This is a genomic window from Streptomyces sp. NPDC055099, assembly GCF_053607685.1.
Window position 1 is genome coordinate 123,447 of sequence record NZ_JBSGUA010000004.1, and the last position, 21,732, is coordinate 145,178.

Annotated in this window: 21 protein-coding genes; 6 read left to right on the top strand and 15 right to left on the bottom strand. The window is 69.3% G+C overall.

Features of this window, described 5'->3' with window-relative positions; all coding sequences use genetic code 11:
• Window positions 1–78: 78 nt before the first annotated feature.
• Entirely contained in the window at window positions 79–258 is a 180-nt protein-coding gene (locus ACWFRU_RS11975; protein ID WP_453686006.1) for a hypothetical protein, read from the bottom strand.
• A 343-nt stretch (window positions 259–601) separates the two neighbouring features.
• On the opposite strand from ACWFRU_RS11975, the gene ACWFRU_RS11980 reads away from it, so the two are divergent.
• From ACWFRU_RS11980 to ACWFRU_RS11995, 4 genes are all read left to right on the top strand, one after another.
• Complete coding sequence (locus ACWFRU_RS11980; RefSeq protein WP_453686767.1) at window positions 602–868, top strand: GlsB/YeaQ/YmgE family stress response membrane protein; 267 nt, start codon at window positions 602–604, stop codon at window positions 866–868.
• A gap of 46 nt (window positions 869–914) precedes the next feature.
• Window positions 915–1,544 carry an alpha-ketoglutarate-dependent dioxygenase AlkB gene (locus ACWFRU_RS11985; protein WP_453686007.1) on the top strand — a complete coding sequence of 210 codons (630 nt, stop codon included), beginning with the start codon at window positions 915–917 and terminating at the stop codon, window positions 1,542–1,544.
• 240 nt (window positions 1,545–1,784) lie between these two features.
• Entirely contained in the window at window positions 1,785–2,165 is a 381-nt protein-coding gene (locus ACWFRU_RS11990; protein ID WP_453686008.1) for a hypothetical protein, read from the top strand.
• 166 nt (window positions 2,166–2,331) lie between these two features.
• Window positions 2,332–2,700: a hypothetical protein gene (locus ACWFRU_RS11995; protein WP_453686009.1), complete on the top strand. Its 369-nt coding sequence runs from the start codon at window positions 2,332–2,334 to the stop codon at window positions 2,698–2,700.
• On the opposite strand, the gene ACWFRU_RS12000 is transcribed toward ACWFRU_RS11995, so the two are convergent.
• The 6 genes from ACWFRU_RS12000 to ACWFRU_RS12025 all read right to left on the bottom strand — a co-directional run bounded on the left by ACWFRU_RS12000 (window position 2,697) and on the right by ACWFRU_RS12025 (window position 9,446).
• The gene (locus tag ACWFRU_RS12000; RefSeq protein ID WP_453686010.1) at window positions 2,697–3,977 is read right to left on the bottom strand and encodes a cytochrome P450; all 1,281 of its coding nucleotides are present in this window, start codon (window positions 3,975–3,977) and stop codon (window positions 2,697–2,699) included. The two genes, ACWFRU_RS11995 and ACWFRU_RS12000, sit on opposite strands and share 4 nt — an antisense overlap.
• A 197-nt stretch (window positions 3,978–4,174) precedes the next feature.
• On the bottom strand, window positions 4,175–5,059 hold the full coding sequence (locus ACWFRU_RS12005; RefSeq protein ID WP_453686011.1) for a geranyl diphosphate 2-C-methyltransferase: 885 nt from the start codon (window positions 5,057–5,059) through the stop codon (window positions 4,175–4,177).
• Between the two features lie 14 nt (window positions 5,060–5,073).
• Window positions 5,074–6,285 (bottom strand): family 2 encapsulin nanocompartment cargo protein terpene cyclase, encoded by a 1,212-nt coding sequence (locus tag ACWFRU_RS12010; protein WP_453686012.1) that lies wholly within the window; start codon window positions 6,283–6,285, stop codon window positions 5,074–5,076.
• A gap of 145 nt (window positions 6,286–6,430) precedes the next feature.
• The gene (locus ACWFRU_RS12015; protein WP_453686013.1) at window positions 6,431–7,840 is read right to left on the bottom strand and encodes a family 2B encapsulin nanocompartment shell protein; all 1,410 of its coding nucleotides are present in this window, start codon (window positions 7,838–7,840) and stop codon (window positions 6,431–6,433) included.
• A 234-nt stretch (window positions 7,841–8,074) separates the two neighbouring features.
• Window positions 8,075–8,683, bottom strand: a complete 609-nt coding sequence (locus ACWFRU_RS12020) for an HAD family hydrolase (protein ID WP_453686014.1) — start codon at window positions 8,681–8,683, stop codon at window positions 8,075–8,077.
• A 4-nt stretch (window positions 8,684–8,687) separates the two neighbouring features.
• Window positions 8,688–9,446: a DeoR/GlpR family DNA-binding transcription regulator gene (locus ACWFRU_RS12025; RefSeq protein ID WP_453686015.1), complete on the bottom strand. Its 759-nt coding sequence runs from the start codon at window positions 9,444–9,446 to the stop codon at window positions 8,688–8,690.
• Between the two features lie 73 nt (window positions 9,447–9,519).
• Here ACWFRU_RS12025 and ACWFRU_RS12030 point away from each other — a divergent pair, with 73 nt between their 5' ends.
• Window positions 9,520–10,707, top strand: a complete 1,188-nt coding sequence (locus ACWFRU_RS12030) for an MFS transporter (protein WP_453686016.1) — start codon at window positions 9,520–9,522, stop codon at window positions 10,705–10,707.
• Window positions 10,708–10,768: 61 nt separating this feature from the next.
• On the opposite strand, the gene ACWFRU_RS12035 is transcribed toward ACWFRU_RS12030, so the two are convergent.
• From ACWFRU_RS12035 to ACWFRU_RS12060, 6 genes are all read right to left on the bottom strand, one after another.
• Complete coding sequence (locus ACWFRU_RS12035) at window positions 10,769–12,970, bottom strand: discoidin domain-containing protein (protein WP_453686017.1); 2,202 nt, start codon at window positions 12,968–12,970, stop codon at window positions 10,769–10,771.
• 75 nt (window positions 12,971–13,045) lie between these two features.
• Window positions 13,046–14,653: a glycoside hydrolase family 13 protein gene (locus ACWFRU_RS12040; protein WP_453686018.1), complete on the bottom strand. Its 1,608-nt coding sequence runs from the start codon at window positions 14,651–14,653 to the stop codon at window positions 13,046–13,048.
• 84 nt (window positions 14,654–14,737) lie between these two features.
• A complete protein-coding gene (locus ACWFRU_RS12045; protein WP_453686019.1) occupies window positions 14,738–15,613 on the bottom strand; it encodes a carbohydrate ABC transporter permease in 876 nt (291 codons plus the stop codon).
• An 18-nt stretch (window positions 15,614–15,631) separates the two neighbouring features.
• Window positions 15,632–16,588, bottom strand: a complete 957-nt coding sequence (locus tag ACWFRU_RS12050) for a carbohydrate ABC transporter permease (RefSeq protein ID WP_453686020.1) — start codon at window positions 16,586–16,588, stop codon at window positions 15,632–15,634.
• Entirely contained in the window at window positions 16,588–18,030 is a 1,443-nt protein-coding gene (locus ACWFRU_RS12055) for an extracellular solute-binding protein (protein ID WP_453686769.1), read from the bottom strand. The genes ACWFRU_RS12050 and ACWFRU_RS12055 overlap by 1 nt, the downstream gene beginning before the upstream one ends.
• Before the next feature lie 238 nt (window positions 18,031–18,268).
• Window positions 18,269–19,279: a LacI family DNA-binding transcriptional regulator gene (locus ACWFRU_RS12060; RefSeq protein ID WP_453686021.1), complete on the bottom strand. Its 1,011-nt coding sequence runs from the start codon at window positions 19,277–19,279 to the stop codon at window positions 18,269–18,271.
• 247 nt (window positions 19,280–19,526) lie between these two features.
• Between ACWFRU_RS12060 and ACWFRU_RS12065 the strand changes: the two genes are divergently transcribed.
• Complete coding sequence (locus ACWFRU_RS12065) at window positions 19,527–19,874, top strand: hypothetical protein (protein ID WP_453686022.1); 348 nt, start codon at window positions 19,527–19,529, stop codon at window positions 19,872–19,874.
• Between the two features lie 32 nt (window positions 19,875–19,906).
• On the opposite strand, the gene ACWFRU_RS12070 is transcribed toward ACWFRU_RS12065, so the two are convergent.
• Window positions 19,907–20,710 carry an SAM-dependent methyltransferase gene (locus ACWFRU_RS12070; protein ID WP_453686023.1) on the bottom strand — a complete coding sequence of 268 codons (804 nt, stop codon included), beginning with the start codon at window positions 20,708–20,710 and terminating at the stop codon, window positions 19,907–19,909.
• Window positions 20,711–20,801: 91 nt separating this feature from the next.
• The gene (locus ACWFRU_RS12075; RefSeq protein WP_453686771.1) at window positions 20,802–21,704 is read right to left on the bottom strand and encodes a serine hydrolase; all 903 of its coding nucleotides are present in this window, start codon (window positions 21,702–21,704) and stop codon (window positions 20,802–20,804) included.
• Between the last annotated feature and the right edge of the window lie 28 nt (window positions 21,705–21,732).

Sequence of the window (21,732 nt, forward strand, 5' to 3'; positions counted from 1 at the left end):
CTCCCTGGCCCATTCGGGGCCCCGGCCCCCGCGGGTGCCCCGGGGCCGCGGCACCCTTCCTGGTGTGGCGGACCGGGCTCAGGCCGCGTCGCCGTGACGCTCCGCGGCGGGCGCTCGATGACGTCCCGCGTGGCGGCGTCCCGCGTGGCCTTGCCCGTGGACGAGGCGCAGGTGGCGTACACGCCGTTCGGTTCTCTGCCCGGCTTCCTCGTTCAGGCTGTCCTCGATGCGGTCCATGGCGATGATCAGAAGTCCCATGACCGGTAGGAGCAAAAGAGCGACAACTAGCATCGGCAGCGTCCTCCTCGCGGCTTCTCTTCTCGCCTGCCCCTGACTGACATGCCCACGGCTCCGAAGGTATGGAGAGCCTGCAACGCTCTCTTCACATCTCCTGAGCGGGCCGGGCTGCGTCCGGGCGGCGACCAGGCGTCGACCGGGCTGCCTTCACCCGGTCGGCTGGCAGAGGAATGACCTTTGTCCCATGGTTGATGACCTTGGTCCCGAGTGCGATGTCCGCGGATGGACATTGGTCCCAGTATCAGACGGCACAGCACATGCCGCGACACGTACACCAAGGTGCGCAAGAGAAAGGACCATGCTCGTGGGCATCATCGCCTGGATCCTGATCGGTCTGATCGCAGGGGCCATCGCCAAGGCCCTCACCCCCGGCAAGGACCCGGGGGGCTGTCTGGTGACGATGCTGATCGGCATCGTGGGAGGGCTGCTCGGCGGCTGGTTGGGGAAGGTGATCTTCGGCGTTCACTCGATCAACGGGTTCTTCCACCTGTCGACCTGGATCGCCGCCGTTCTCGGTTCCGTGGTCGTCCTGATCATCTACCGCCTGCTCACGGGAGGGCGCTCCCGCTGACTTAGTTATTAGCTCGCATGTTCGAATCACCGGGTACACTGGCCGCATGGCAACGCACCAGCTCCAGGGATCGCTCTTCGACCAGGGCGAGGACGTACGCCTGGGCTCCCTGGACGGAATCCGCCGGACCGTCCTCGGCGACGGTGCGTGGATCGACCTCCTGCCGGGCTGGCTCGGCGGCGCCGACGTCCTGTTCGAGCGGCTGGCGGCGGACGTCCCGTGGAAGGCCGAGCGCCGCCAGATGTACGAGCGGGTCGTGGACGTCCCGCGTCTGCTCGCGTTCTACCGCGCAGGCGAGCCACTCCCCCACGCCGTGCTCGAAGAGGCCCGGCAAGCTCTCTCCGAGCACTACGCCGCCGAGCTGGGCGAGGCCTTCACGACAGCGGGCCTGTGCCACTACCGCGACGGGCGCGACAGCGTGGCCTGGCACGGCGACCGCATCGGCCGGGGCGCCCGCGAGGACACGATGGTCGCCATCCTCTCCGTGGGAGCGCCGCGTGACCTGGTGCTCCGGCCGCGCCGCGGCGGCGCCGTCGTCCGGCGGCCGCTCGGGCACGGCGACCTGATCGTGATGGGCGGCTCCTGCCAGCGCACTTGGGAGCACGCCATCCCCAAGTCGGCCCGGGCCGCCGGTGGCCGCATCAGCATCCAGTTCCGGCCGCACGGAGTGCAGTGACCGATCGCTTCGGCGGGGGCGGGCGCGATGTGCGCGGAGCCCACCCGATGCGCTAAAGTCGATCACGCGCCCACGGACGGAACTCCGGTCCACGGGCCCCGCGTTGGTCGTCCAAGGAAAGACACCCCACTTCCTGTGGGGAAATGTAGGTGCAAGGCCTGCCCAGCGCTCGCGACAGCCCCGGTCCCTCATCAGGGACCGGGGCTTTTTCCTGCCCGGACGAACGCGAGGAGTACGCACGTGCACCCGTTGGCGATCGAACAGAACTTCCGGGCACGAGCCACCCGCCTGCAGGGCTGGGGCATCGGACTGCTGGCCTGCGCCCTGCTGCTCTGGCTCTACGCCGCATGGCAGCTCTTCACCTCGTACGACTCCACGTACAACGACGTGGACTGCCCCGCCCCGGTCAACGCCGAACCCAGGGACCTCTACTACGAGGACTTCGGTTACGCCCACAGCGACGCCTTGCAATGCGCCTCCGACCGCAACTGGCCCCAGCCGCTGGCAGCTCTGGTGGTGTCCATACCGCTGACCGCGGCAGGCAGCGTGCTGCTCACCGCGGGCATGGTCAGCATCAGACTGCGCCAGCACCACGACGACATGGAGAGCGCTCAGAAGTAGGACCGCGCCAGGTATGCGGCGGCTGACTCGGCGAGGGTGCGGGGCGCCGGCTGCTGGGAGCGAACAGGGTGGCGGGTGCGCCGGACCGAAATACCAGCGAAGAGCTGGGGCGGCGCGCCCTGTGCTCGGTGCTGACCACCACGCTCAGGCAGGCAATACTGGATCCATGGCCGTGCAGCCTCCTTCTCCCGGATTTCCGGTGCCGGACGCATTCGAACTGCTGCGTGAGCAGTACGCCAAGCGCCTCCCGGCACACTTGGAAGAGCTGTCCGGCCCCGCTGACGGCACGGTAGATCTACCGCTGCATGTCGTCTGGTCGGGACGCCGCACCTACACCCTGGACCGGCCCAAGTCGCGTATGAGCCTGTATCGCACGGTCCTGGCCGAAGGGCAGCGCCAGGACCTGATCGACTTCTTGGACCGGGACCTGTTGATCACACAGTGGCCCGTGCTGCGGACCCTGATCAGCCGCCCCGCCCGCGACGCCTGGGAGGCGGCTTTCCCGGAACTTCCGGCTTCTCGTCGCTCGGTCTAGTCGCGCAGCACCGCCGGTGTCGGGCCGTCCGGGCGGACTGTGATGCTGTGGATGGCGCCCTTCGGGGTGGAGCGGAACGTCGGGGTGCGGGCGGGCAGGAGGAGTTCCAGGAGTGCCGTCGACTCGCGGAGGGCGAACTGCAGGCCCAGGCAGGCCCGGGGGCCGATGCCGAACGGGAAGTAGCTGCCCGGGTGGGCGGGGCGTCGGCCCGGGATTGTGAAGCGCGTCGGGTCGAAGCGGGACGGGTCGTGCCAGAGGTCGGGGTCGCGGTGCGTGAGGTAGGGGCAGACCAGTACGTCGGTGCCCGCCTCGATGTCGTATCCGGCGAGGATGTCGTCCTGTGCCGCGCTGCGCGGCAGAATCCAGGCGGACGGGTAGAACCGCAGGGCTTCATGGACCAGTGCCTGGATGGCCTGGCGCCGCTCGGGCGTGCCGTCGGCGCCCGCGGCGAGAGCCTGTTCCCGCGCCTCCGGGTTGCTGTCCAGCAGGAGGTAGAGCCAGGTCAGGGTCGTGGCCGTCGTCTCATGTCCGGCGACGAGGAGGGTGACGAGTTCGTCGCGGATCAGTCCGTCGTCGTACTCGGGGCGCGTCGCGGACGCCTCCAGGAGGACGTGCAGCAGGCCAGGGCCGTCGGGCCCCGGCTCGTTGTCGCGCGCGGCGGCGATGGCGCGGCTCGCCACGGCGTCGATGCGGGCCAGCTCGGCGGCGACCGCGTCGTGGGCCGCGGCGCTGTCTGCGGGCAGGCTGGGCAGGGCGGCCACCACGGCGGGTACGGCGGCCAGTTCACGCTCCGTCGACGGGTCGAGGGGGTGCCCGGTCAGGGAACGCCAGATGGTGTCGAGGGCGAAGCGGCGCATCTCGTCACCCACGTCGAAGACCTCGCCGGTACGGGCGTACCCGGCCCAGCGCGTCGCCGCGGTCCGGGCGGAGTCGGTGATCCGCTGCTCGAAGCGGCGCATGCCCGGGCCCGTGAACTGGGACTGCAACAGCCGCCGTTGACGCTGCCACGCCTCGCCCGTCGCCGCCAGGACTCCGTCGCCGATCAGCAGGCGCGCCCGGTGGGAACGCTTCACGTACCGGCCGGGCTGGAGCGCGAGCACGTGCTGCACGGCGTCAGGGTCGGTGACCAGGACGGTCGGGCGCGGCCCCAGTCTGAACGCGGCTACGCCGCCGAGTTGTTCGCGCGCCCGCGTGAGGAGATCCACGAGTTCCCCTCCCCCGGCCTGCCACTGGGCGACGAGGGCGGGGTCGAGTTCGGGGACGCGGCGGGTGGCCACAGGGCTGCTCCTGGTCGGCGGCTGGAGGTCGTCGTCTCGGACGGAAGGTATGAGGGAAGGTAAGACGGAAGGTAGCGGGCGGCACGCACTGTAGGTGAGTGGGGGTTGCGTGCAACAGGGCGCCCCGCGCACGTGGTTGGAGTGCAGAAGGGGCCGGGCCGCCGGATGGCGGGCCCGGCCCCTTTGCCGACAGGGGGTCAGACGCGGTCGGCCGCGATCAGGACGTACTGGAACGAACCGTCCTTGTACGAGTTGATGAACGCCTCCTCGATGCCGGTGACCAGCGAGGACGTGGCCCGCAGCTCCCAGTAGGGCAGGGTCTCGGGCGTCAGGTCGATGACGGCCTGCGGAACGAGACGGTTGTCGGCCATGGCGCGCAGATACTCGCGGCGGGAGTGGATGTTGCACTCGAAGTGCGCGTTGATCTGCGAGACCCACTTCGAGGGCTGGCCGTACCGCGGGTTCCAGCAGCCGGTGATGGTCACATAGCGGCCGCCGACCTCAAGGATTCGCGAGTGCTCGGCGAACAGGTCGTGCAGGTCGACGTACATGCTCGACTCGTTGTTCCACGAGCCCGCGGCCTGGCCGGTCTCGAAGGGCATGTCGAGCATGTTGCACACGCGGGCCCGCACGTGGTCCTGGATCCGCAGTTCCTGGGCGCGCTGATTGGCGAAGTCGGCCTGCTTGGCCGACAGGGTGACGCCCTCGACCTTGCAGCCGAAGCGCTGGTGGGCCATCACCATCGAGCCGCCCCGGCCGCAGCCCGCGTCCACGAGCGTGCCGTCGGTGCCCGGGGAGCCGAGGTTGTCCAGGAGCACTTCGGCCTGTGCCGACTCCAGGCGGTGGAGTTCGGCGATCAGCCTCTTCTCGTGCTCGCTGTCGTCGGCGTCCCCCAGGGCCTCGTGATCGATGTCCCCGATGCCGTAGTGGTGGTGGTAGAGCCCGTCGACGTCACCGAGGCGCAGGTTCACCGGCCGCGCCTCGTTGTTCCAGTAGCGCGCGATGTCGCCTTGGTAGGGCGTCGCCGGGGCGGGGACGAACGCGGAGGCACCGCTGACGGTGGAGATTTCAGTGCTGGTCACAGATGATTCCGTCCTTACCAGAAATCGGGCAGGCTGTAGCGGTAGGTGTTGGTCTGGTGCCAGTAGTGGTTGCCGTCGACCCACACGGCCACGCCCCGCAGGAAGCGCAGCACGCTGGGGACGGGACAGGCCGCGGCCACGGCGGCGGCCTCCGCCTCGAAGTCGCGCATGAGGTCGTTGTGGACCTCGACCGCCTTGAGGTAGCCCTCCTGGTCGGAGACGCCCTCGCGGTCGGCGATCACCACGGGCAGGTTCAGGTGCCGCCCTGGACTGGCGAGTTCCTTTGTGTACGAGTACAGGTCGTTGACGATCGTGCTGGCGTTCCCGGCGAGCGCCAGGACCCGCTGCACGTCGGGCCTGGCATGCAGGTCCGCCGGCAGTTCATAGCCGCCGATGGTGTCGGTGATGGCGGGGCACGGGCGGAAGTTGTTGAACTGCCGCATCGCCAGGTACTCCCACACCTCGGGGGTGTGGTCCGTCTGGGCCCAGGCGCCCTCCGCGAGATATCCCAGATGCAGGCGGGCCATGTCGTGCCGGAAGCGGTCGGCCTGGGAGGGGGTGGCCTGCTGGACGAAGTACTCCATCGCGGAGCGGTAGGCGCGCCGCGGGGCGTCCGCGTGGAGCGACTCGGCCCACTGCGGTTGGTACTCCTTCGGGGCGTGCAGGGGGTCGAGTGCGGTGTGTGCCAGAAGAAGGCGTCCTCCGAGGCCGATGGGTGAGCCGCCGTGGTCCTCGCAGTAGCAGTCGTCGACCGCGTTCTCGGCGACCATGAGCCGGGTGGCGACCATCAGGTGGTCGATGGTCGGGGCGTCCGGGTGGCAGGCGACCATGTAGCGCCCGACCAGGAAGCCGTCGAACTGGCCCTCCCACTCCTCGGGGTACAGCTGGACCTCCTCCACCGCCCAGTCCTTGATCCTGCGGCTGACCTCCTCCACCCGCGCCGGGTCCGGCTCCGCCACCGGGTGGTAGTAGAGGCCGGGGATGTGCAGTCTGTCCGCCGGCGCCTCGGTCTCCGCAGGCGCATCGGTCTCCGGGGGTGTCGGCGGCTCCTCGCGCCGGCCCAGGTGCAGACCCGCCGTGCCCAGGCCGCTGGGGCCGCGCAGGATGCGCTCCAGGGCCGGGCTCGCCTGTCTCACCACGTCGGCTGCCTGGGTGGCAGGGGCCCCGAGGTGGGCCACGACGGCAGGCGGGCTCGGCAGCAGAGGGGAAGACCCGGGTTCGGGCATCCGTGACTCCTTGATGAGATGAGTGGGCTTTCCCGGATGAGGGCATGGGGGCCCGGCCCGGGGAGTTCCGGGCTGTCGTGGCCGTGCCGGGATTGCGCGAGAACCTGGGTCCGCCAGGACCTGGCTCCGCTAAGACCTGGCTCCGCTAGGACCTGCGGGCGATCTGCACGTTCTCCAGGACGCCGAGGGCGTTGGGCACCAGGATGGCGGCGGAGTAATAGGTGCTGACCAGGTACGAGGTGATGGCCTGCTCGCTGATGCCCATGAAGCGCACCGAAAGGCCCGGCTCGTACTCGTCCGGCAGTCCGGTCTGATGCAGACCGACGACGCCTTGGTTGTCCTCGCCGACGCGCATGGCGAGGATCGAGCTCGTCTGTTCCTTCGTGATGGGAATCTTGTTGCAGGGCAGAATCGGGACGCCGCGCCAGGCCGGGACCTGCTGGCCGCCGAGGTCGACGTGATCGGGGTAGATCCCGCGGGAGTTGAGCTCGCGCCCGATCGCCGCGATCGTCCTGGGGTGGGCCAGGAGGAGCCTGGTGCCGCGGCGGCGGCAGAGCAGCTCGTCGAGGTCGTCCGGGGTCGGCGGTCCCGAGTGGGGCTGGATCCGCTGCTTGAAGTCGGCGTTGTGGAGCAGGCCGAACTCGCGGTTGTTGATGAGCTCGTGCTCCTGGCGCTCGCGCAGCGCCTCGATGGTGAGACGGAGTTGCTCCTCCATCTGGTTCATCGGACCGTTGTAGAGGTCGGTGACCCTGGTGTGGATCCGCAGAATCGTCTGGGCCGCGGAGAGTTCGTACTCGCGCGGCTTGAGTTCGTAGTCGACGAAGGCGCCGGGCAGGGCGACCTCGCCGGTGTGGCCGGCCGACATCGCGATCTCGGCCTCGCCGTGCTTGTTCTGGCGTTGCTGCGGGATTCTGCGGAACGCGTCCAGGTGCGTCCGCAGGCTCGGCGCGGTGTCCAGCACGGTGGCGAAGTCGGCGCGGGACAGGGTGAGCAGGGTGCCGGCGGTCTCGGCGGTGGCGGTACAGTCCCATCTGGCATCGGTGTCCAGAAGGGCGCTTTCCCCGAACCGGTCGCCGTCGGCGAGTACGGCGACGCCGATCTCGTCCCCGTACTTGCCCACGGACTTCTGGCTGATCCTGCCGTGGGCGATCAGGTGGAGTTCGTCTGCGGGGGTGCCGCGCTCGACGAGGACCTCTCCGGCGCGGAAGTCGCGCTGGACGCACCGGCCGGCGATCGCGGTCAGCACCTCCACGTCGTCGAAGCCGCGCAGCAGGGCCAGTTCGCCGAGTTCCCGGGGGATCACGCGGACGTCGGCGCCGTCCTGGACGAACTCGATGCGCCCGTCTCCGACGGTGTAACTCAGGCGGCGGTTCACTCGGTAGGCGCCGCCCTTGGTCTCCACCCAGGGAAGCATCCGCAGCAGCCAGCGAGAGGTGATCTCCTGCATCTGCGGGGCGGACTTGGTCGTGTGGGCGAGGTTCCTGGCTGCCGCGGTGCCCAGGCTGGTCTGCCGGGGCGGCTCCAGTCGTGCTTCCGGGCCGGTCTCAACGGTCATCGGGCGAGCTCTCCTTCGCGGGGGTGGGTAACCGGCATAGGCGTGCCAACCGGCGAAAGTGGAAGTAGAGGCGTAATCACAGGGATTTCGTCCAGATCCGCAGACCATTTAACGGCCGTTGCGCCCGCCCTGCGCGATAAGGCCGTCGGCAGCACTCGAAACAGTGATCTTGTTCGGCGTGGGGTTTATCCGAACAACCCACCGGGTTCTGGCCAGTCGGGCGCCACCGTCACCTCAGAGCGCGCCCCGCAGCCGCGCGGGCGCGGTGAAGAGGTGACCCCGCATGCCTGTCGCCCTGGCGGCGCGGACGTTCTCCTCGCGGTCGTCGACGAAGAGGACGTGATCCGGCGCGACACCAAGGGCGTTCAGACACCATTCGTACGCTTTTGGGTCCGGCTTGGCGTGGCCGATCCGGCACGAGAAGGCCCGCAGGGGGAAGCATTTGAGCCAGCGGTGATGCTCCTCGTAGTAAGTGGCCAGGTCCTCGGGGATGTTGGAGAGCAGCGCGATACGGCGACCGGACTCCGCGAGGTCTTCGATCAGGGCGACCATAGCCTCGTCCACGGCGCTCCAGCTCGCCACGTCGGCCTCGATCAGCTCCGCGATCCTGCGCTCGTCGAAGCGGGTGGCGAGGGAATCAGCCACACGGCGCCAATAGGCGGTTCCGGTCAACTCGCCTTGGTCGTACGGCTGTCTGAGCTTCCAGTACGCGTCCCAGAACTCCGGGGCGGGAATCGCGGCCGTGCGCACGAGGCGGTCCTTGCCTTCGGCGGACTGGTGGCGCGCGATGACGCCGAACAGGTCGAAGAGGAGGACGTCAGGCGTGACGGGGAGCAGGGACATGGGGTCACACCCTTCGAACGGTGACGCCCGCGGCGGCCAGCGCGTCGGCCTCGTCCTGCTCCGCGTCCTCGTCGGTGACGACGGCGTGCAGGGCCGCGGCGGGGGCGACGAAGGCAAGGGCGGTGCGGGAGAGCTTGGGTGCCTCCGCCACGGCGATGACGCGGCGGGCCGAGGCGATCGCGGCACGTTTGACCGCGGCGTCGTCCAGGTCGTAGGCGGTCAGGCCGTGGGTCGCGCTCAACCCGCAGCAGCCGATGACGGCGGTGTCGAAGCGCAGGGCGGCCAGTGACGCCTCGGTCAGGGAGCCGGTCAGGGCCAGTTCACCGGGGCGCGGCCGGCCGCCGGGGACCAGGAGCGTCAGCCGGGGTGCTCCGGTCAGGGCGTTCACCGCGTGCAGGGACAGCGGCATCACGGTCAGGCGGCGGTCGTCGAGTGCGCGCGCCACCTCCAGGCAGGTGGTGCCGCTGTCGAGGACGACGGACTCGCCGTCCGCGATCAGACCCGCGACCTCGGCGGCGATGCGTCGCTTGGCCTCCAGACCCTCCTGGGCCCGGAGCGCGAAGGGTGGTTCCTCGCCGCGCAGCAGCAGGCTTCGCGCGCCGCCGCGATAGCGCTCCAGGACCCCTTGGTCCGCGAGGCTTTCCAGGTCACGCCGGATGGTCATCTCCGAGGCGCCGGTCAGTTCCGCGAGTTCGGCGACGCCCATGCGGCCCGCCTCGCGGACGGCGTCGGTGATCTGCCTCAGTCTGTCTGTGCTCGCCATGCCGCAATAGAACATCATCCATGTGCGACACGCAATCTTCCGAACATCTAACTTGTTCGTTATGTTCGTCGGCATGGAAAGATCGCTGCGTCTCGGCCGACTGGCCACCTTCGTCTACTTCACCCTCAACGGCTTCCTCATGGGCATGTGGATCGTCCACATCCCGGCCGTGGAGGACCACGTCGGCATCAGCCACGCCGTACTCGGCTGGCTCCTGCTGCTCCTCGGCGCCGGAGCCTTCGCCGGCATGCAACTGGTCGGCCCGCTCACCGACCGCTTCGGCGCCCGTACCGTCGTACCGGTCAGCGCGGCCCTGTGCAGCGCGGCGGTCATCCTGCCCGGCCTGGCTTCGAGCACCTGGACGCTGGGCGCCGCCCTGCTGGTGCTCGGCTTCGGCAACGGCTGCCTGGACGTCAGCATGAACGCCCACGCCGTGCAGGTCGAGCGCGGCTACGAACGGCCCGTCATGTCCGCCTTCCACGCGACCTTCTCCATCGGCGGTGTCCTGGCCGCGCTGGTCGGCGCCCGCACGCTGAGCTGGGATCTGAGCCCGGCGCTGACCCTCGGCGTGGTGGCCCTGTTCGGGCTCGCCGTGGCCGCGCTCGCCGCGCCCGCGCTGCTGCGGCCCGAGGCGCGCCCCACCGGGCAGCCCGCGTCCACCGAGACGGCGGTCCGGCGCAGGACGCCCCGGCGGATCTGGATCCTGGCCGCGCTCGCCCTGATGCTCATGCTCTGCGAGGGCGTCGCCAACGACTGGAGCGTGCTGCACCTGCGGGACACCCTCGACGCCCCCGCCGCCACCGCCGCCCTGGCCTACGGCGCCTTCGCCACGGCCATGACCGTCGGCCGGCTGCTCGCCGACCGGGTCGCCGCGCGCCACGGATCGGTGGCCGTACTCCGCTACGGTGCCTCGGCGGCAGCCGTCGGCATGACGGTGGCGGCGCTCTCCCCCTGGATACCCCTGGCGCTGATCGGCTGGACCGTGTTCGGCATCGGGCTCTCCGGCTGCATCCCGCAGCTATTCAGCGCCGCGGGCCATGCCGATCAGGACGCCGCGGGAGCCAATGTCTCCCGTGTCGCGGGCCTCGGCTACCTCGGCATGCTCGCCGGGCCCGCCGTCATCGGGCCGCTCACGCACGTCGTCCCGCTCAACCTCACGTTCTTCCTGCCCGTGGCATTCTGCGTCCTCGCCGCCTGCACCGCCAAAATCCTGCGCTCCCGGCCCGCCGCCGAACCCCGTAGGGAGACCGAGGCCGTATGACCGACGGCCTCGCTCGCCCCGGCGGCAGCCGTGGGCGAACGAGGCGCGACGGCCAGGATGGTCAGGACAGGTAGGCCTCCACCTCGCTGAACTGCGCGGCGGGCCAGCCGGTGTTGGCCGTGACGCGCAGCCTCAGATGACGGACGTCGGGAGAGGAGGCGGGCAGCGTGATGGTCACCTTGTTGCCGCTCGCCGGGTCGAAGTGATAGCCCTTCGAGTCGGCCAGCGTGCTGAAGGCTGTGCCGTCGGTGCTGCCCTGGACGGACAGGGTCTGGGTCCTCGCCCCCCACACAGCGGGCGGCGGCAGCTTCAGGACGACCCTGCGCACCGGTTCCGCCTTGCCGAGGTCGACGGTGATCGACTGCGGGAAGGCGTTGTTGGTGGACTCCCAGTACGTCGCCGCGTCACCGTCGACCGCCTTGCCGGGCGTGTAGACGTCGGCGGAGCCGGTCGCGGTCGCCGGCCGGCCCTTGGCGAGGTTGCGGTCCGGGTCGGGGTCCGGGTTGCCGGCGCCGGGCTTCGGCCACGTCGAGCAGTCGTCCCAGGTGCTGTCCCACCCGGAGTTGCCGCCGCCGTCGGTGAGGGTGAAGGTGCCGGAGCCGGTGGGGTAGGGGCAGTTGTAGACGCCGGCCGCGCCGACTCCGGTGGCCTTGACGTTCGACATCTTCACCGCGCCGGGTGTCTCCGCCTGGACGACGACCGTGCCCACCTTGTCGATGGTCGAGCGGTCGACGCTGACGTTCTTGACGGCCTTGCCGGTGCCGCTGCCCGACACGAATTCGTACGCGCTCCAGGGGCTGTCAGTGATGGTGGTGTCGGTGATGTTCACCGTGGCCTCGATGGCACTGTCGTACGCGTCCACGCGCAACGCACCCATCGGGTGCTGCCAGTTGGGGTTCATGGCCCCGGTGCGTACGAGGGTGTTTCCGGAGACGGTGATGGTGCCTGCCAGCGGGAAGAACGGGTCGAGGAACTTCTGGTTGGAGATGGCTATGCCGCTGCCCAGGGCGTTGGTGTCGAGGATCAGGTTGTCCTTGACGGTGATGTCACGGCCGCCGTAGATCGCGATGCCGTTGGCCAGGTTGGGCTGCGAGATGGTGTTGCCCTCGAAGGTCGAGTCACTGTTGGTGGTGTTGAGGGACCACATGGCCAGGGCGTCGTCGCCGGTGTTGCGCAGGAAGTTGTCGCGTACGTCGACGCCCCTGGCCGTGCCGTTGAGGTTGAGGCCGTCGGCGGTCATGTCGAGGATGCGGTTGTTCGCCACGACGAGGTTGTCGTTGTTGCCCGTCAGCCAGAGTCCGACCTTGAGGTGCTGGAGCCACATGCCGGAGACGGTGGAGTTCGGGCCGAGTGATCCGTTGACGAAGTTGTCCGGGTTGTTGTCGACCCGCTCGGTGACCTCGCCGATCACCGCGAAGTCGTGCAGTCCCACCTTGCCGGTCGGCGCGCTCGACTGGTCGATGAAGCGTGAGCCGCGCACCACCGAATGCCAGTTGCCCGCGCCGCGGATCGTGACGTTGTCGACGTTGTTGAGTGACTGGGTGAGCTTGTACTCGCCCGGCGGGATCCAGACCGTGCCGCCCTTGGCCGCCGCGATGGTCTCGCGGAAGGCCTGGGTGGAGTCGCCCTGGCCGGTGGGGTCGGCGCCCTTGTCGGTGACCGAGAGCGCGCCCGACGGCTTGGCCGTGGCCGCCGCGACCTGCTCGAAGTCGGCCACGTCGACGGTGACCTGGGTGGAGACGGCCTCCAGCTTCACCTTGTCGCCCGACTGCAGGTTCTGGCCGAGGTGCAGCCGTGCGTTGTCGAAGAGGTGGTGGGTCTTGGAGCCGGCGATCCAGGGGGTGTCGATGTAGCTGTACTTCGACGTGACGGCGAGCGTCTTGGAGATCCTCTGGCCGTTGACGTACACGGCCATCGAGCCCGACTGGCCGTCGGGAACGTTGTAGGCGACGTTGAGGGCGTTCGCCGCCTTGGGGAGGGTGAACTCGACGCTCTGGCCCGCCGCGAGCCGTACCGCCTGCCGGCCCGAGGCCTCGGAGGCGACCGTGCCCTGGGTGTAGTCAGGACCGATCTTGGTGCCGTTCGTGGTCGCGCTCTCCGCCTCGACGGAGGTGAAGGGCAGGGTCGCGCCCGCGGCTGCCTCGGCGGCCTGCGCGCCGGGAGCCGCGAGGCCGGTGACGAGAGTGCCGACGAGGCCCGCGGTGGCCACGGCGGCGTACCACTTGCGGACGGTTCTTGTAGTGCTCCTGTCAGGTCTGGTCATGGGGTGGTGCACCTTCCTGGTGAGTGGGGAGGTCAGTGCTCGGTCTTGGGGGCCCAGCGGGAAGGGCTCAGGTGTTCAGGCGCGGAGCCAGACCGCGGTGTCCTGCGGCAGGCGGCCCTGTTCGTCCAGGGGGCCGCTGGCCAGGAGGAGGCGTGAGTGCTCGGGGAGTCGGCAGGGCGTGGGGGCCAGGTTGACGACACAGATCAGACCCGGCTCGCGTACGAAGGCCAGCACACCGTCGTCCGCCGGCAGCCACGTCAGCGGGCCGTCGCCGAAGCCCGGTTCGATGCGGCGCAGGCGCAGGGCGGCCCGGTAGAGCGTGAGCATGGAACCGCGGTCCGCCGCCTGGAGGTCGGCGGCGTACGAGGGCCAGCCGTCGGGCTGGGGCAGCCAGGGGCCGGTCATCGATCCGAAGCCCGCGTGCGGTTCGGCGGCCGTCCAGGGCAGCGGCACCCGGCAGCCGTCGCGGCCCGGGTCGGTGCCGCCGGAGCGGAAGTGCATGGGGTCCTGGATGTGCTCCCGGGGGATGTCTGCCTCGGGCAGGCCCAGTTCGTCGCCCTGGTAGATGTAGACCGCGCCGGGCAGGGCGAAGGCCAACAGGGCCGCGGCGCGGGCACGGCGGGTGCCGAGGGTCAGGTCGGTGGGGGTGCCGAACACCTTCGTGGCGAAGTCGAAGCCGGTGTCCGCGCGGCCGTAGCGGGTGACCGTCCGGGTCACGTCGTGGTTGCACAGGACCCAGGTCGCGGGGGCGCCGACCGGGGCGTGCTCGGCGAGTGTGTCCTCGATGGAGCGCCGCAGCTTTCCAGGGTCCCAAGGGCAGGACAGGAAACTGAAGTTGAAGGCGGTGTGCATTTCGTCGGGGCGCAGATAGCGGGCGAAGCGTTCGGCGTCGGGGAGCCAGACCTCGCCGACGAAGACGCCGTCGTACTCGTCGGCGACGGCCCGCCAGGAGCGGTAGATGTCGTGCAGTTCGTCGCGGTCGATGAAGGGGTGCGGGTCGACACCCTCGGTGAAGTCGGGCAGGGCGGGGTCCTTGGCGGGCAGCGCGGCGGAGTCGATCCGTACGCCCGCCACTCCCCTGTCGAACCAGAACCGCAGGACGTCCTCGTGCTCCTGGCGCACCGCCGGGTGGGCCCAGTTGAGGTCGGGCTGCTCGGGGGCGAAGAGGTGGAGGTACCACTCGCCGTCCTCGACGCGGGTCCAGGTCGACGCGGTCGCCGAGAACTGTGAGGGCCAGTCGTTGGGCGGCAGTTCGCCGTCGGCGCCGCGGCCGGGACGGAAGTGGAAGAGCTCGCGTTCGGGCGCGCCGGGGCCCGCGGCCAGGGCCGCCTTGAACCAGACGTGCTGGTCGGAGACGTGGTTGGGGACGATGTCGACGATGGTGCGGATGCCGAGCGCGCGGGCCTCGGCGATCAGCTTCTCGGCTTCGGCGACGGTGCCGAAGGCCGGGTCGATGACACGGTAGTCGGCGACGTCATAGCCGCCGTCGACCATGGGCGAGAGGTACCAGGGGCTGAACCACAGGGCGTCGACGCCGAGTTCGGCGAGGTAGGGCAGCTTGGCCCGGACGCCCGCGAGGTCGCCGGTGCCGTCGCCGTCACCGTCCGCGAAGCTGCGTACGTACACCTGGTAGATGGCGGCCGAGCGCCACCAGGAGGCATCGGTCGGGGAGGTGACTGCCACGTGAGGGTTCCTTTCGGGCAGGTGGGACCCCGCCGCCGTGGCTTGGAGCGGTGGCGGGGTGGGTGCGTGGGAAGGGCGCGGGCGTCAGCCCTTGAGGCCGCCGGCGGTCAGGCCGCTCATGATGTTGCGCTGGAAGATCAGGAAGATGATCAGGGTCGGCAGTGAGGCGATGGCCAGGGCGGCCAGGAGCCAGTTCTCGGAGACGCTGGCGGCCAGGGAGTAGATGCCGACGTTGACGGTCTGCTTGCCGGGGTCGGGCAGGGTGAGCATCGGCCAGAGGAAGTCTTTCCAGACCGCGACCACCGCGAAGATCGACACGACGCCGAGGATCGGCCGGGACAGCGGCAGGACCACGGAGCGCAGGGTGCGCATGGTCGAGGCTCCGTCGATGGCGGCGGCGTCCAGGAGCTCACGCGGGATGGAGTCGAAGAACCGCTTGAGCAGGAAGATGTTGAACGCGTTGGTGACCGAGGGAAGCCAGATCGCCCAGGGCGAGTTGATGAGGTTGCGCTCCACGACGGGCACGTCGAGGACAGTCAGATACTGCGGTACGACCAGGACGGTGGCCGGGATCATCAGGGTGAGGAGCATCGCCCCGAGGATGGCCTTGCCGAAGACGGGCCGCAGCTTGGAGAGCGAGTAGGCGGCGGCCACGTCGAAGATCAGCTGGAAGGCGAGCGCGCCGAACGCGTAGTACAGGGTGTTGAACAGGAGCCTGGCCAGGTCCATCACGCCCCAGGCATCCGCGTAGTTCTGCGGGTGGACGGCGTCGGGGACCAGGGTGGGCGGTGTCTGGGCGAATTCCTGCGGGGACTTGAGGCCGCTGGTGACCATCCAGTACAGCGGGCCGATGAAGACCAGGGTGAACAGGACCGTCACCACGGTGAAGGCCGTCCAGTACAGGAACTTGCCGCGCGGTCGGGCCAGTTGGGCCGGGGAGATCAGGGTGCGTGTGCTCATGTCCGTCGTCTCCCCCGGCTAGTCTTCGCTGCCGGCGCGGCTCAGTCGCGCGTACGCCGCCGAGAATCCGGCCAGCAGTACGAGCAGGACCAGGCCGAGCGCAGCCGCGCTGCCGTAGTTGTTGAAGGTGAAGGCGTACTGGTAGATGAGGTGGACGACGGTCAGGGTCGCGCCCTCGGGGCCCGCGCCGCCGGTGAGCAGGAACGGCTCCACGAACACCTGCATGGTGGCGATGATCTGCATGAGCAGCATCAGCGAGAGGATCAGCCGGGTCTGCGGGATGGTGACGTGCCAGATGCGGCGGAAGATACCGGCGCCGTCCAGCTCGGCCGCCTCGTACAGCTCTCCGGGGATCGACTGCAGCGCGGCCAGGTAGATCAGTGTCGCGCCGCCCATGTTCATCCAGGTGGCGGCGATGACCACGGAGAGCATCGCGGTGTCGGTGTCCTGCAGCCATGCCTGTCCGGGCAGGCCCACGGCTTCCAGGATGCGGTTGAAGAGGCCGTATCCGGGGTCGTAGAAGTACTTGAAGAGCAGGACCGACGCGACCGGCGGGAGCATCACCGGGAGGTAGACGAGCAGCCTCAAGTAGCCGCGTCCGTGGCGGAACTCATTGAGTATCAGGGCGATGGCGAAGGGCACGGCGAAGCCGAGGAGCAGCGCGAGGCCGGTGAACACGAAGGTGTTGCGCCACGCCTGCCAGAACGCCGGGTCGTTGAAGATGTAGGTGAGGTTGGACCAGCCGGCCCAGACCGTCTCGCCGTTCTCGGTCTTCTGGAAGGCCAGGATGAATTCCCTGACCATCGGATACCAGGAGAAGACCGAGAAGCACAGGACAGCGCCGATCAGGAAGGCGTGGGCGGTGAGGTTACGCTTCAACGCCCGGCTGAACGCGCCGCGTTCGGGGCCCGAGGCCCGGCCGTCCGTCGGGAGGGACGGCCGGGCCTTGTTCTCGGAGAGGGTGGGAGCGGACATCACTGGTTGGCCAGGACCTGGTTGACTTGCTGTTCGGCGGTCTTGAGGAGCTTGTCCGCGTCGGCGTCCTTGTTGGTGAGGACGGCCGACATCAGGGTGTCGAGGACCTTGTAGACCTCTTGCGCCTTGGGCGGCTCGGCCTTGCCCGTGACCGGGTTGTCGGTGAACGCCTGGAAGTTCTCGACGGGCATCGTCGAACTCTCCTTGCGGGCCTTGTCGTCCTTGGCCCTGCTGTCACCGGTCCAGAAGTTCGGCTGCGGCAGGCCGACGGGCAGGCCGTCCGCCTTCGTGCGGGCCCAGTCGAACTGGCCCTTTCCGACGGTGAGGAACTTGAAGTTGATCCACGCGATGGCGGCCTTGATCTGGTCGGGCGAGCTGCCCTTCTTGATCATGTAGTCGTTGCCGCCGAAGAGCGTGGCCTTCTGGCCGGGTATCGGACCCATCCCGAAGTCGTCGTACTTCGCGCCGAGGTTCTGCACCATGTACGTGATGTCGTCGGGAGCGGCGAGGAACATGCCGAGCTTGTCGGAGGCCATCTGCTTCTGCAGGTCGCCCCACTTGAGCAGCTGGGTCTTGCCCATGCTGTTGTCTTCCCAGCGCATGGCCTTGAGGTTGTCGACGATCTGTTTGCCGGTGGCGTTGTTGAAGGCGGCCTTGGTGCCGTCCTTGGTCACGATGTCGCCGCCGAGGCCGTAGGTGGTGGCGGTGAAGTGCCAGCCGCCGTTGTTGCCCGCGCTGTACTCGCCGAAGCCCGAGACGCCGTCGCCCAGGGCGGCGATCTTCTTGGCGGCGGAGCGGACCTCGGCCCAGGTCCGCGGGGGTGAGTTGGGGTCGAGTCCGGCCTTCTCGAAGAGCTTGCGGTTGATCAGCAGGCCCATCGTGTAGTTGCTGAAGGGCAGGCCGTAGAGCTTGTCGTCCTTCTTCATGACGTTCAGGACGTTGGGGTCCATGTCCTTCAGCGCCGGCACGGACTTGTCGTTCACGTAGGCGCTGATGTCCTGGGCTCCGTCGTTGTCCAGGACCTGCTGCAGATCGGTGAAGTAGGTGTAGAAGACGTCCGGTTGGGACTTCGCCTTCAGCATCGCCGTGAAGCGGGGTGGCTCCAGGCAGGGGTCGGTCTGCTTCCCCTCGATCGTGACGTTCGGGTACTTCTCGTTGAACGCCTTGACGTCCTCCTTCCACTGCTTGAGCTCGGCCTTCTCGGCGGCCGGCGGCATGCAGTCGATGGTGAGCGTCACCTTGGTCTTCGGGTCCAGCGGGGCCGCGGCGTTGGCCGCGTCGGCACCGTTGTCCCCCTCGGAGTCGCCGTCACTGCTGCTGCTCGTGCCGCAGGCGGCCAGGGCTGTTACCGCGAGCGCGGAGGCTACGGCGATCGTGCCCGTACGGCGGCGGGCGCCAATCGTACGGAGAGTGGTGCGGCGGCGGATACGGCGAAGTGGCATCCGGGAGCTGCTCATCGGTGGACCCCTTTGGACAGCGCCGCCTGCCCGTGGAGGCAGGGACGGCATGGCAGGAGCAGGGAAGCCCACAGCTGCGCGGACTGTGTGGCGGCGCTTACTCAAGCACCGCCGACAGAACAGCGCAATATCTCGCGCGATGATTGAAAGAAATTGACAGTCAAAAAGCGATGATCTCCCGTCCGCGGACCCGGACCCGGCCCTCCTGCGAGCGGTCCAGCGCCTACTCCTGCGGCGGCTGCCCCGTCGAGCCCCGCACGACCAGCTCCGGCTCGAAGAGCAACTCCTCGGTGGGCACCGCGCTTTCGGCGATCTGCAGCGTGAGCAGCTCGACCGCCGCGCGCCCCATGGCCTCGATCGGCTGACGCACCGTGGTCAGCGGCGGATCGGTGCAGGTCATGAACGCGGAGTCGTCGTATCCGACCACCGAGACGTCCTGCGGGACGCCGAGGCCGCGGCGGCGGGCGGCGCGCACCGCGCCGAGCGCGAGAGGGTCGCTCGCGCAGACGATGCCGGTGACCCCCTCGTCCAGCAGCCGCGCGGCGGCGGCCTGGCCGCCCTCGATCGAGAACATCCCCCGTGAGACATGCCGCTCGGGCAGCTCTTCGCCGGCCTGCTCCACGAGCGCACGGGCGGCGGCGAGCTTGCGCTGCGAGGGCATGTGGTCGGCGGGACCGAGCACCAGGCCGATCCGGCGGTGGCCGAGCGAGGACAGATGCCGCCAGGCCTGCTCGATCGCGACCGCGTCGTCACAGGAGACCGCCGGGAAACCGAGCCGCTCGATCGCCGCGTTCACCAGGACCACCGGGATCTTGCGCGCGGCGAGCCGCTTGTAGTGCTCGTGCGGGGCGTCCGCCTGCGCGTACAGCCCACCGGCGAACACGACGCCGGACACCTGCTGCTGCAGCAGCAGCTCGACGTAGTCCGCCTCGGAGACCCCGCCCTTGGTCTGCGTGCACAGCACAGGGGTCAGCCCCTGCTGGGCGAGGGCGCCGCCGATCACCTCCGCGAACGCCGGGAAGATCGGGTTCTGCAGCTCGGGCAGCACCAGGCCCACGAGCCGGGCCCGCTCGCCGCGCAGCTGCGTGGGACGTTCGTACCCCAGGACGTCCAGGGCGGAGAGCACGGACTGCCGGGTCGCGTCGGAGACCCCCGGCTTGTTGTTGAGCACCCGGCTGACCGTGGCCTCGCTGACCCCGACCTTCCGCGCCACCTGAGCAAGTCGTCGTGTCATGCGCGCAAGAATACTGCAATTCTTGCGTTCTGTTTGCGTGCTTGCTGAAGCCGTTTCGAGGGCCGCACGTCACGTGGGTCGTCCCCCGGACGGGACCGTTCGGGTGAGGGCGGATCGTTTCGGCGGCTCATCTTTGTCGATTCAGGTATCACTGCTGGTCAGCACGGGAATGCCGGGATGCGTTCCCGTGCCAATCACCGTGCCGGAAACACCAGCCAACCAGCACGTCCAGCAAAGGAAACGACCCATGCGCCTTCGCCACTCACTGGCCGCCGCGGCCGGTGCCGCCGCCCTTCTCCTGACCCTGCCCGGCTCCGCCCACGCCACCGAGGGCGACTTCACCTACACGTACGTCGACAGCACCGGCGAGGAGGGACAGGCCACGCTCCACGACCCGAGCAGCGGCGAGTGCGTCACGTTCGACGAGGCGGCCCGGGAGTACGACCAGCCGCCGGCCCACTCCCCCAGGAACCGCACCTCTTCGTACGCGATCGCCTTCACGAACGCCGACTGCACCGGCGAACAGTTCACCATGCGTCCCCACACCGGCGGCGCGAGCGAGCGGCTGCAGATGCGGTCGGTGTTGTTCTCCTGAGCCCGGGGCGGGGCCTGCGGCTGGGGCCGCGCTCAGGGCACGCGGGCGACCCCTACGTAGAAACCGCTCAACTCGGCCTCCGGTGCCGACGAATCCTTGTACCAGTGCGTCGCCGTCACCAGGCCGGGTTCGACCAGTTCCAGCCCCTCGAAGAAGCGCTCGACCTCCGCGCGGCGCCGCATCCGCAACGGCACCTGGCCCTTCTTGTAGGTGTCGGAGACGGAGGTCGCGAGCTGGGGGTGTTCGTCGGTCGTGCCGTGGGACAGCACCAGATAACTCCCGGACGGCAGAGCGTTCACCAGGGTGCGCGTGAGGCCGTACGGGTCCTCCTCGTCGGTGATGAAGTGCATCAGGGCGATGAGGGAGAGCGCGATGGGCTGCTCGAAGTCCAGCAGTCCGCGCGCGTGGTCGAGGATCGCCTCGGGCCTGCGCACATCCGCCTGTACGTAGTCCGTGGCGCCTTCCGGGCTGCTGACCAGCAGGGCCTCGGCGTGCCGCAGCACGATGGGGTCGTTGTCCGCGTACACGACCCGGGAGGCGGGCGCGATCGCCTGGACGATCTGGTGGAGGTTCGGTGCGGTGGGAATGCCGGTGCCTATGTCGAGAAACTGCCTGACACCGTTGTCAGCCAGCCAGGCTGCGGCGCGCTGCATGAACGCCCTGTTCCGCGCCGCGTTCGCCCGCGCCTCGGGCGGCAGCTTCTGGCCCATCTCCTGGTCGACCAGGTAGTTGTCCTTGCCGCCCAGAAGCCAGTCGTAGACACGCGCGGGGTGCGGCTTGCTGGTGTCGATGGGGACTCCGGCATCGATGGGGACGTGCGTGTCGTCTGCTGTCATCCGTGGCTCCCCTACGTGTCTGACCCGCTCGGCAAGGATCTTCCGACCCTACAGGTACGAGGTCAACTGCTCTGGCTGGTGGGAGAGTTGCTCAGAGCTGCCGGAGATGGTCGCGCAGGCTGCGCGCGACCTGGGCCATGAGGGCGTCGGCGCCGGGCTGCGCGCCGGCCGGCACGAGGGACTCGGTCAGGGCCGCGACCGCGAAGGTCTGGCCGTCGGAGTGCTCGACGACGCCGATCTCATGACGCAGGTTGAGGAGACTGCCGGTCTTGGAGGACCAAGTGCTCGCGTCCGAGCTGAAGTCCGGGGTGAGCCTGTGCCTCAGTACGTTGTGAGCCATGAGGTCGCGCAGCCGCTGGGCCACGTCAGGGTGGACCTTCGACGGCGTCCACAGGGCTTGCAGCAGGTCGACGAAGGTGCGGGCGCTGCCCGTGTTGGCCCGGGTGGTGTCGAGTTGCGGCACTCGGTGGCCACGCCCGCTGGTGCCCGCGTCGATGGCGAGGGCGTGGGCGAGGTGGACCTGATCGGCGTCGAAGCGTTCCACCGGGGTGTCGGACAGCTCGTCCACGCGGTGCCGCACGGCGATGCCCCGGATGTCGAACTCATGCAGCATGGCGGCGACTTGGGCGGGCGGGGTGAGCTCGAACAGCGCGTCGGCCGCCATCCCGTCGCTGAGGCAGGTGCTCAGGTAGAGCAGGTCGTCGATCGCGACCCGCGCGGGGTGTCGGAACCGGCTCAGTCCGGTGGGGCCGGGCGTGGTGACCCGGCCCGGCTGCACCTCGAGCATCGTCGCCCCGTCGAGCTCGCCGCGCCGGATGCGCTCGAGCGTCGCGAGCGCGAGCGGGACCTTGACCAGGGAGGCCGACGGCAGGTGGGTGTCCGCGTCGATCCCCAGCTCGTCCCCCGTGTGCAGGTCACGGACGAGCAGACAGCCGCGCAGGCCGCCGTCGAGCAACTGCTGGCGAAGTTCACGCAGCAAGGCCTCGGTGCTCACACCACCGCGCAGGTAGTCACTCATGCCT